Raw genomic sequence first — 10,525 nt, 5'->3', positions numbered from 1 at the left:
CTCCCCTTCCTCCCCCAGCTCTCAGAGATATCTTGTTGCACAAGATATCTCTATAATACTGCTCGCTTGCTATGTGCATTGAGTATATTTGAATGTTTAGCTATAATAAATGGTAGCAAGAAAATTCTAGACACATTAGCCGCCCAGCCGGCATGATGGCTCGGGCCGGCAGTAAGGTTAGATGGCCAGCGCCCCTACGCGGGCCGCGTCCACGATGGCCATGCCTCTGTTGAGCAACCGATTTAGGCCGCGTGTAGGTAGCTGACCAGAGACGAAAGGAGGCTCCATGCTCTTTTCGCGGGCCTTGCCTGGCCGTTTCTCCCTCTCTCCTCTGCGGCTCACTCTGTTTAGCATCACCCTGCTGGAGGAGATGCTCTCGGGTATCCCCACGATCGGTTTGCCCCTGTTGCGCCATCAGGTTCCCATGAGCTATACACAGATCGGGCTGCTCTTCACGCTTGGTGCAGTTATGTCGATGGTGTTGGAGCCTTTGAGCAATGTGCTTAGCGACCTGGGGAGGACGAAAAAGATTTGGGTTATCGGCGGGCTGCTGGTGCTCTCCGGCTCGTTCGTGTTGGCTGGCTTGGCTCACTCGTTCGCGGTGATCCTGCTCGCCTTTGCTTTGCTTTATCCCTCCAATGATATCGCCTTGGGGGCGGCTCAGTCCTCGCTCATCGATGAGAATCCTCATCGGAGCACGCGCACAATGCTGCGCCTGGCCTTCATTGGCAATCTGGGCGATTTCCTGACGCCGTTGACTGTGACCATTATTGCCCTGCTGGCTCTAGGCTGGGCAAGTCTCTGCTGGCTGGCCGCGGCCATCTGGCTGGTCGTGGCTCTAGGGACCTGCGTTCTGCGTTTTCCGCAAGTGGAGCGCGCCGAGGGGAGGCGTTCACGTCTAGGCTTGCTTGTGGAAGGCTTTATAGCCGCGCTGCGCAATCCCTTCATGCTCGGCTGGGTGGTAATCGCCACCTTGCCGGTTATGCTCGACGAGGTCTATCGTTCATTTGTTTCTCTCTATCTTCAAGATGTCCTTCATCTGGCCGATGATGTGGTGGAAAGCCTCATTACATTTGAGAGTGCCTCTGGCTTTGCTGGCCTCGTGGTTTGCGAGTTGCTGCTAGCGTTAGGGCTGAGCGTGCGCCAGCTCTTGGCTGGTTCTGCACTGGTAGCCTTGGGCGCTATGACGGCTCTCTTGCTCACGCGCTCGCTCTGGTTGGTGGGGTTTCTGCTCTGTCTTGTCGGGGCCAGCTCGATCGGGTGGTTTCCGTTGGCTCGCGCTCAAATCTATGAGCGTCTACCGGGTCGCTCGGGCACAGGGCGAGCCTTACTGAGTCTGGGCACTCCCTTTTCCGTCGTTTTGCCCAGTCTAGTGGGACTGATTGCGGGCCGTCTAGGTATTATCGCCGGCGTGGGCTTCCTGGAGCTGGCACCGCTTGGCATCCTTCTGCTGCTCCTGTTGCAACGCACCGAGCCGCGGCCAGCGCACAGTTGACAGTGCTTTCCTACTTTTCTTCGCCTGACTTCTCCTTGACTTGCCGGCCATTCTGCCCTGCGCCTGTGATCATAGGGGCAGAATGGCGCTCCATGACCTGCTCGGCTATGGTATGATGGACGCCAGGAGACTTTGCCTGTGGAGGAAGGAGGCTTCTTGATGTCCGCAACGATCTTCGACAGTCGCCCGCTGGTGGAACGCATGCTGGCTGAGCTACAGCAGGAGGCTGCCGAGTTTCGCAAGCAGCACCGTCGCTCGGCGCGCCTGGCGCAGATTCTCATAGGACGTGATCCCGCGGCTGAGGTATACAGTCGCCAGCTTGTGCGCTCCTGTCGTCGCCTTGGTCTGAGCTGCGTAACGCTGGCCTATCCATACGAGGTGGACGAGGAGGAGATTCGCTCCGAGGTAGCGATGCTAAGTGAGGCCCCCACGACTGACGGGATTGTCTTGCTGCTGCCACTGCCGGAGCATATTCGCCAGCGCGTGGTGACCGAAGTGCTGAAGCCAGAAAAGGATGTCGACGGTCTGGGACCGCGCAATGCCGGTAATCTCCTGCTTGGCTTTCCCAGCTTTATCCCTTCGACCGCCGATGTGGTGCTGACAGTGCTGCGTGAGGCTGGCATCCGTGTGGCCGGGCAGCACGCGGTCATTGTCGGACGCAGCAATGTTGGAGGTAAGCCGATTGCTCTGGCTCTGATGCGCGAGGATGCCACGGTCACAATCTGTCATTCTCAGACGCGCGATCTGCCTGAGATCACGCGCAGTGCGGATATCCTGGTAGTGAGCACTGGCAGGCCCGGCCTGATTACTGGCGAGATGGTCAAGCCAGGGGCCGTGGTGCTGGATGCCGGTATTACGACGGTTGATGGAAAGGTGGTCGGCGATGTTGACAGTGAGAGCGTGGCCCGCGTGGCCTCATTCCTGACACCGGTGCCCGGCGGTCTTGGTCCTCTCACTCATCTTATGCTGATCCGCCATACGCTGCTTGGCCCGCAGTGAGGGCGCCAGGGGCAGGCCGAGGGAGAGAGGAAGAAGACGCTGACTCTCAGCTTGACCCTAAGTAGGCCAGCCCTGCACTGGCTCGCCCCCTGGCCAAGCCAGGCCAGGCTGTCAAAGCCTTAGCCTGGTCTTGAGCCATCTGCTTCCTCAGCTAATAGCCAGCCCAGCAACTCAGGGGCGACAAGCTGGGGAAAGGCCAGCGGACCAGCGCCGGTGCGAGGACTGGGATAGGGATAGTCAGTCTGGTTCTACTGTGCGTTCCCTTGCCTGTCTGATTGGTTGGCGGTTGCTTCGCTGTTGTTACGCTTCTGGTTCGTATTGCTCCAGAAAGCGAATTACTTCGCGTGTAATCTGGCTAGGTGTAGAGGCGCCAGCCGTCACTGCTACGCGCTTCTTGCCCTTAAGCCATTCTAGTTTCAGCTCCGAGAGATCCTCAATGCGTACAGCAGGCACACCGGCCAGCTCTTCCGAGACCTGAACCAGACGATTGGTATTGTTGCTACGAGGGTCACCTACTACGATGGTCAGGTCGGCCCCCTTGGCCTGGTGTACCACCGCTTCTTGCCTCAACTGGGTGGCAGCGCAAATGTCGATGTAGACTTTGACATGGGGATAACGGGCTTTGATATAGTTGACAATACGTTGCGTGTCCCACTGTGAGAGTGTGGTTTGTGTCGAGATAGCTAGTTTCTTTTCTTGTTCGGGCGTAAGCTGCAGCGCATCCACATCAGCCTCATTTTCGATGAGGCTGATGTGGCCTGGGACCTCACCCATAACCCCTTCAGGCTCAGGATGCCCTTTCTTACCAATGTAGAGAATGTAGTACCCTTCTGCCACTAGCTCACGCACCAGCTCATGAGTCTTAGTCACGTCGGGACAGGTGGCATCGATACAATAGAGGCCTCGCTCACGCGCTCGCTCTTTGACCAGCGGCGAGACGCCGTGTGCGGTAAAGATTACTGTCCCCTCCTTCACCTGTTCAAGGATCGCCGCACGATTCGGTCCATCTAGGGTGATGATACCCAGCGCGGTTAACTCTTCAATAGCATGACGGTTGTGAACGATCTGACCAATGATATGGATCGGACGGGGCAGGGTTGGATCTTTGGCGGCCCGACGTGCAATCTGCAAAGCGTCTACGACGCCATAGCAGTAGCCGCGGGGAGAGATCTTGATCACTTCCATGACGCCCTCACTCGTTGCCCTGCGCCTGGCAGCAGGCAGACAGATAGCTTTCCTTCTGTTCGGTCTTCAAAGAGAGATGGATCAATCGATAGGATCGATCAAGCGACGACGCTGGCTATAGCGATTCTTATCTTATGGTACCATATTGTCAGCCTGCTTTAACACAGCTGTTGCGGAGAATACGCTGAAGGTCGGCAGGCGTGTAAAGACAGACGAAAGGCAAGAGGCCGACTAGTTCTTCAACAGAAGGGCTGCGCGCCAGGTCCAGAATGATCAGGGGGATCTGGCGATTGCCACACCCCTGGGCGATGGCCGCCGCGGAGATGAGCGGAACAGCAGGCGTCACAGCGGGAATGCTGATCAACAGTTGCACCTGTGGTAGCAGCCTATCGAGGTGGCTTGCAGTCTCCTCCTCATAGACCGTTTGCATGCCGGCTTGTTTGAGCAACTGCACAAAGGGCCGCCGTAGCTCCTCAGGTCCAATGAGCAGGGCAGAGCGACCGTGCAAGCCGCCCAGGCACGCATCAGCAATTGATACAACCTGTGGCGCGATATTCTGCATGCGATTCTCTCTCCTCCAGAAACATCCTCTTGATCACGAGTGCCAGATGCCATGCTCTGACAGCATGGCTCAAGATGTTCCTGTTTATCGTAGCGTATGGCAAAGGAGCAGGCATCAGGTAAATACCTGATTTTGTCTGGGGCTCCCCAGCGTATTTTTCTATAGGGTTCCGACCGGCCTCGCTTTGATCTGGCCAGGAGCCGAGCCGCTGGGGAGGCGCTGATGAGTCGGACCATAAGCTCCCGGCCCGCCTGCTATCGCTGCCGCCTTGTTGACATCCATTTCAACGATAGACTATACTAAAGAAAGCTCTTGAACAGAGAAAGAACCAGCCAACGTCGACCCTTCTTTTTTTTGCGTGTCTTCCTGTTCACAGAGGAAAGGATGCAGCGGTTGCTTGTTGATAGCCACGCCCACGTCGATGCTCCCCGTTTTCAGAAAGATCGCGATGCGGTGCTGCGTGCTGCATTCGCCGGGGGGATCGGCTACATTATTGATCCCGGCTGCGATCTGGAGTCGAGCCGCGCGGCGCTAGCACTGGCCCAGACCTACCGAGGACAGGTCTTCGCCGCAGTTGGTGTGCATCCGCACGAGGCCACCTCTTATAATGAGGAGGTAGAGGCTCAGCTACGCAGCCTGGCACGTGCGCCCGAGGTTGTGGCCATTGGCGAATTCGGGCTTGATTATTTCCGCATGCTTTCGCCGCGTGATGTCCAACGGGCGGTCTTTTATGCCCATTTGGAGCTTGCTCGTAGCTGTGGCCTTCCCTGCATCATCCATGTGCGCGATGCCCATGAAGACGTGGTTGAGCTACTGCGTGCACATGGCCAGGGGTTGCGTGGGGTTTTCCACTGTTTCTCAGGCGATGTGGCCCAGGCTGAGGAATGTCTTTCCTTTGAGGGCTTCATGCTCTCCTTTGCAGGTCCACTGACCCGTCCGGGCAATGCCCTCCCGGCGGTCGCCAGTATGGTGCCTCTCGATCGTGTGCTGGTCGAGACCGATAGCCCCTATCTTGTCCCCCTTCCCCTGCGAGCCAGGCGCAACGAACCACTCTTCGTGAAGCACGTCGCTCAGAAGCTAGCTGAGATCCGGGGCCTGACCCTGGATGAAATCGCTCAGATTACGACGGCGAATGCTACGCGCCTGTTCGGTCTTGGAGAACGCCATGAAGCTGTTTAATACGCTCACCCAGCGAGTGGAAGCTTTTGTCCCTCTCGAAGGGAACAAGGTGCGTATCTACGTATGCGGGGTGACCCCTTACGATACTACTCATCTGGGTCATGCCTTTACCTATGCTTCTTTCGATACGCTCATCCGCTATCTAGAATTCCGTGGCTATTCTGTACGTTATGTGCAGAATGTTACGGATATCGATGATGATATTTTGCGCAAGGCGCGCGAACTGGGTGTGCCCTGGGACGAACTGGGCAGGCGCGAGACTGAGAGATTCCTGCGCGATATGGACGCGCTCAACGTCCGCCGCCCGACCTTCTACGTGCGCGCAACCGATGAGATACCCCATATTATCGAGATGGTGCAGAAACTGATCGAGCGTGGTTATGCCTACGTAAGTGAGGGCTGCGTCTATTACGATGTGCGCCACGATCCCGATTTCGGCGCTTTGGGGCGGGCTATTGGCCTCCAGGATTACGCAGCCATGCTGGCGGTGGCCAACGAGCGCGGCAATTATCCCGACGATCCGCGCAAGCACGATCCCCTGGATTTTGTTCTCTGGCAGGCCCAGGCCCCCGGTGAGCCGGCCTGGCCCAGTCCGTGGGGACCAGGTCGCCCCGGCTGGCATATTGAATGCAGTGCAATGGCTCTTCACTACCTGGGGGATCAGCTCGACATCCACGGTGGCGGGGCTGATCTGGCCTTCCCTCACCATACCTGTGAGATTGCCCAGTCCGAACACTATACCGGCAAGGCCCCTTTTGTTCGCTATTGGCTGCATACTGGCATGGTTTATCAGCAGGGAGAGAAGATGAGCAAGTCCCTGGGCAACCTGACCCTGGTCAGCGACCTGCTGAAACAGTATAGCGCGAACGCGATCCGTCTCCTGCTGCTGAACCACCACTATCGTCAGCCGTGGGAGTGCTTCCCCGCTGATCTGCAATTGGCTGCCCAGCAAGCTGCTCTTTTTGAGGAGGTGGCCACTCTAGCCGCGAGCTGTCAGGCAGAGAGTACTAATGAGTTGCGCGCCCGCTTTGAATCTCTCCTGGACGACGATCTGAAGACGCCCGAGACCGTGCAGTTTCTGCAGGAGGCTGGCCAAGCCGCCCTTGCTAGCCGCGATGCTTGCCGCGCCGCCGAAATTGTACGCCTGCTACGCGTGCTGGGCCTGCGCTGCTGAAGGAAGAAGCGTGCGTTAGCGCGCAGGCTGAGCTGGCCCACCCCCGTCACAGCGAGCCTCAATTGACTTTTCCCGCTGCGTCGGGAGAATCAGCACTCTCAAATAGGCCTCTGCCAGCTTCAGAGGCTGACACCAAGGAGAGCGGCGTCAACCCGCCGCCGCTCTGCGCAAACTGACCTCCTCGTGTCTCTGAAAGGCACTCAGGCAGGTGGGCCGGATCTGACTGAACAGCGTGGCGTCTGAGGGGAGTCTGATGACTCCATTGTCGATGGTCCGGCCCTGCTTCAGCTCATCGACTCATCCGGTGCTGGCGCCTGCTCCGCCCTCGGGGGCCCTGAGGGCGCTGGTCGCCCACCTGTCATGAGTAACCCTAGCTCCTCCTCGCTGGCTTCCGGCGTGACAATATCCACAATGCGGCCCTCGTACATTACAGCGATCCGATCAGAGAGCGAGCGAATCTCATCCAGCTCAGCAGAGACCAGCAGTACCGCTTTGCCAGCATCGCGCTGTTCAATCAAGCGTCGATGAATGAACTCTATGGCACCAATATCAACTCCGCGCGTAGGCTGTGCAGCAATCAATAATTGCGGATCTGAAGCAAATTCACGAGCGATAATGACTTTTTGCTGATTACCGCCAGAGAGAGCACGCACTGGTAGCCGCGTACTCGGTGTGCGGACGTCGAATTCACGCACCAGGCGCCGCGCCCATTGGGCGATCTCGCGCAGACGCAGGATGAAGCGCGCGCGGGCAAAGCGTGGCCAGCGTTCGCGCCCCAAAATGGTGTTATTCTCGATAGTATCGCTGAGTACGAGGCCACTGCCGCGCCGATCTTCGGGAATGTGTGCCACTCCGACAAGGCGCTCTTCCCGCGCATTCATCTGCGTAATGTCGTAGGTTTTGCCGCGCTGCTCGCCACTGACATGCGTGATGGTAATGCGGCCTGCCGTGGCGCGACGCATTCCGCTCAGAACCTCAACTAGTTCGCTCTGGCCGTTGCCCTCCACTCCTGCAATGCCCAGAATCTCGCCGGCGCGCACTTCGAAGCTGACCCCCTGCAGCGCCTCCAAGCCACGGTCGGACCGGGCATGCAGATTCTCCACGCGCAGCACTACCGGTCCGGGCCGTGCTGGGCCTTTCTCAACGCGCAGCAGCACCTCACGTCCCACCATCAAGCGGGCAATCTCGGCCTGATTGGTCTCGCGAGTCACCAGCTCGCCCACGTTGCGCCCGCGCCGCAGGACGGTCACGCGATCAGTCAATTCGAGGACCTCCCGCAACTTATGGGTAATAAAGATGATAGTCTTTCCCTGGCGGGCGAGTGTGCGTAGCACATCGAACAGCTCGTATGTTTCCTGCGGTGTCAATACCCCAGTCGGCTCATCAAGGATGAGGATATCGGCGGCCCGATAGAGAGCCTTCAGGATCTCGACGCGCTGCTGCAAGCCAACCGAGAGTTTCTCGATACGCGCATCAGGATCGATCGGTAGGCCGTAACGGGCGCTGAGCTGTAGCACCAGCTCCCGGGCCTGGCGCCGATCATAGATAGCCAGCGATCCCCCCGGCTCCTGGCCCAGCACAATGTTCTCTGCCACCGTCAGAGGAGGAATGAGCATGAAATGCTGATGCACCATGCCAATATGGAGGCGGATAGCGTCGCGCGGTCCGCTAATATGAACGCGCTCACCGTTGACATAAATCTCCCCACTATCGGGGCGCACCAACCCGTAGAGAATGTTCATGAGGGTTGTCTTGCCGGCCCCATTCTCGCCGACCAGGGCATGGATCTCACCCCGCCGCACGCGCAGATTCACATGATCATTAGCAACCACGCCGGGCCAGGCTTTGCAGATCTCGCGCATCTCCACCGCGTAGGGCGAGAGAGCAGAGCCAGTTTCCTCTACCTGAGCAAGAGACGCCTTCTCCTGTTCCTGCATGCTTCCTTGACCTCCTCGGGCTTGCAATGCTGGCTATTCGGCGCTGCCCGGCTCATAGGGCACGCCATCAGCAGCCGGGGCCACAGTGCGCCCGACCAGTCCGATGAGAGCAACGATAGTCAAAATATAGGGTAGGGTGGCCAGCAGATTGGAATCAATTCCCGTATCCTGCAGGCGCACACTGAGTGCTAGACCCAGACCAAAGATCAGGCAGGCACCGGCAGCCCCTAGCGGCGTGTACTTCCCAAAAACCACCGCCGCGAGTGCGATGAACCCACGTCCGGCGGTCATATTGGGATTGAAGGTGCCAGCCACACCCAAAGCGAGAAAGGCCCCAGCCAGTCCTGAGAGCAAGCCGCTGCTCACCACGCAGGCATAGCGAAGAAGCCGCACGGGAATTCCCGCCGTATCTGCGGCCTGGGGATGTTCACCGACAGCGCGAATGCGCAGACCCAGATTGGTTCTAAACAGCAGGAATTGCATGCCCAACAGGATGATGAGCGTGAGATAGAAAACAATATTCTGCTGAAAGAGAACCTGACCGATAAAAGGAAGCTGCCCCAACGGCCCCCAGCTCAGGATCGGAAGGCGGAGAGAAGAGGCAAGGCTGGGAATGCCCTGGCCACCAGTCTGCACGATATTGAGGTAATTGGTCAGTCCCAGGGCAGCGACATTAATGGCGATGCCGCTAATGATCTGATCGGCCTTGAAATGAATCGAGACCACGCCATGCACCAGGGCCAGCAGGCCACCAGCCATGATGGCCGCTAACACCCCGACCAGCACATTATGGCTGGCCAGAGTCACGGCCACACTGACATAGCAGCCGATCAGCATCATGCCCTCCATCGCAATGTTCACCACCCCGCTGCGCTCCGAGATCACTCCTCCTAGAGCCGGCAGCAGCAGGAGCGCAGCAAACTGCAGGGAAGCCTGCCAGAGATCGCCCGACGTAATCACGCGCAAAAAGATAGGCCAGAACACGTTCACGCCTCCCCATTCTGCTGATGTTGACGCTCCTGAGCTGACGTCTGACGTTCTTCCTGGGCAGCTTGCCGCTGAGGATCTCCCTGCCGGCGATCAGCCAGAGAAGCCCCGTGAGACTCTTCAATCTCAGGTCGTGACTGGTTATCATCGGTTGGAGTTCCCGCGCCATTGGCCGGTGCTTGCTGATCCAGGTCAACGACCCCACCAGCAAGAGCGGCCACCACCGTTGGTTGACGCGCTGCGGCAAAGCGCTTGACGATAGCCTGGCGTATCACTGGGAGAAACTGCACTGCGATGCTAAAGAGAACCAGAGCTTCGACAATATAGACCAGGTCGCCCGGGACGTTAGCTTTGAGCTGCATCAGAGAGCCGCCCTGGCGCATGCCTCCAAACAGCAAAGCGCCCAGAAAGATCCCAATGGCCGTCATGCGTCCGAGGAGGGCCACGCCAATGGCGTCGAAGCCCGTTGTATCATTACGAAACACCTGGCCAATGACCTCATAAGGATACTGCCCCATCAACTGGAGGGTACCGCCAAGGCCAGCGAAAAGGCCAGCCAGGGTCATGACTAGCACTACGTTGCGCTTCACCGAGATGCCAGCGTACTGGGCCGCCCGCGGATTCTCTCCGACTACACGCGTTTCGTAGCCGAAGGTAGTGCGCGTCATTAGGAACCAGTAGACGACCAGGGCCACCAGAGCAAAGAGGAAGCTAATATCGACAATGTACTGCTCGGGCTGGTTAATGGCAGGAAGGAAATGGCCAAGGGTTTGATTATAGAGTACCGAGAGCTTGGGGAGATTGGTCTGTGGAGGCATAGAAGGCGTCTGATCGGCCTGACCAGGGGCCTGCAGAGGTCCCGAAACGAGCCAATCGCTGATATAGAAAATAATCCAATTCAGCATGATGGTGGTCACCACCTCATGAGCACCCCGCCACGCCTTCAGCAGGCCAACAATCCCACCCCAGACGGCCCCGGCTAGAGCGCCAGCCACGATCATTAGCGG

General features: G+C 58.2%; 9 protein-coding genes. 4 read left to right on the top strand and 5 right to left on the bottom strand.

Features of this window, described 5'->3' with window-relative positions; genetic code table 11:
- Positions 1–286: 286 nt before the first annotated feature.
- Complete coding sequence (locus IRZ24_RS11410; protein ID WP_297164124.1) at positions 287–1,495, top strand: MFS transporter; 1,209 nt, start codon at positions 287–289, stop codon at positions 1,493–1,495.
- A gap of 159 nt (positions 1,496–1,654) precedes the next feature.
- Positions 1,655–2,494, top strand: a complete 840-nt coding sequence (locus tag IRZ24_RS11405) for a bifunctional 5,10-methylenetetrahydrofolate dehydrogenase/5,10-methenyltetrahydrofolate cyclohydrolase (protein ID WP_297164120.1) — start codon at positions 1,655–1,657, stop codon at positions 2,492–2,494.
- A 300-nt stretch (positions 2,495–2,794) separates the two neighbouring features.
- Here IRZ24_RS11405 and IRZ24_RS11400 read toward each other — a convergent pair whose 3' ends face one another.
- Positions 2,795–3,679 (bottom strand): 4-hydroxy-3-methylbut-2-enyl diphosphate reductase, encoded by an 885-nt coding sequence (locus IRZ24_RS11400; protein ID WP_297164117.1) that lies wholly within the window; start codon positions 3,677–3,679, stop codon positions 2,795–2,797.
- A gap of 148 nt (positions 3,680–3,827) precedes the next feature.
- The gene (locus IRZ24_RS11395; protein ID WP_297164114.1) at positions 3,828–4,241 is read right to left on the bottom strand and encodes a hypothetical protein; all 414 of its coding nucleotides are present in this window, start codon (positions 4,239–4,241) and stop codon (positions 3,828–3,830) included.
- Between the two features lie 384 nt (positions 4,242–4,625).
- Here IRZ24_RS11395 and IRZ24_RS11390 point away from each other — a divergent pair, with 384 nt between their 5' ends.
- Complete coding sequence (locus IRZ24_RS11390) at positions 4,626–5,420, top strand: TatD family hydrolase (RefSeq protein WP_297164112.1); 795 nt, start codon at positions 4,626–4,628, stop codon at positions 5,418–5,420.
- Positions 5,407–6,594, top strand: a complete 1,188-nt coding sequence (gene cysS / locus IRZ24_RS11385) for a cysteine--tRNA ligase (protein WP_297164109.1) — start codon at positions 5,407–5,409, stop codon at positions 6,592–6,594. Before IRZ24_RS11390 ends, cysS begins: the two co-directional genes overlap by 14 nt.
- Before the next feature lie 284 nt (positions 6,595–6,878).
- Here cysS and IRZ24_RS11380 read toward each other — a convergent pair whose 3' ends face one another.
- The 3 genes from IRZ24_RS11380 to IRZ24_RS11370 form a co-directional block, all read right to left on the bottom strand.
- Positions 6,879–8,531, bottom strand: coding sequence for an ABC transporter ATP-binding protein (locus IRZ24_RS11380; RefSeq protein ID WP_297164107.1), 1,653 nt, complete (start codon positions 8,529–8,531; stop codon positions 6,879–6,881).
- A 33-nt stretch (positions 8,532–8,564) separates the two neighbouring features.
- A complete protein-coding gene (locus tag IRZ24_RS11375; protein ID WP_297164105.1) occupies positions 8,565–9,515 on the bottom strand; it encodes an ABC transporter permease in 951 nt (316 codons plus the stop codon).
- 2 nt (positions 9,516–9,517) lie between these two features.
- On the bottom strand, positions 9,518–10,525 hold a 1,008-nt coding region (locus IRZ24_RS11370), incomplete at its 5' end, for an ABC transporter permease (RefSeq protein WP_297164103.1).

Source organism: Thermogemmatispora sp., from assembly GCF_019683755.1.
Taxonomy (GTDB): domain Bacteria; phylum Chloroflexota; class Ktedonobacteria; order Ktedonobacterales; family Ktedonobacteraceae; genus Thermogemmatispora.
The sequence above is the reverse complement of the archived record's forward strand: the minus strand, read 5'-3'. Positions and strand labels throughout refer to the sequence as shown.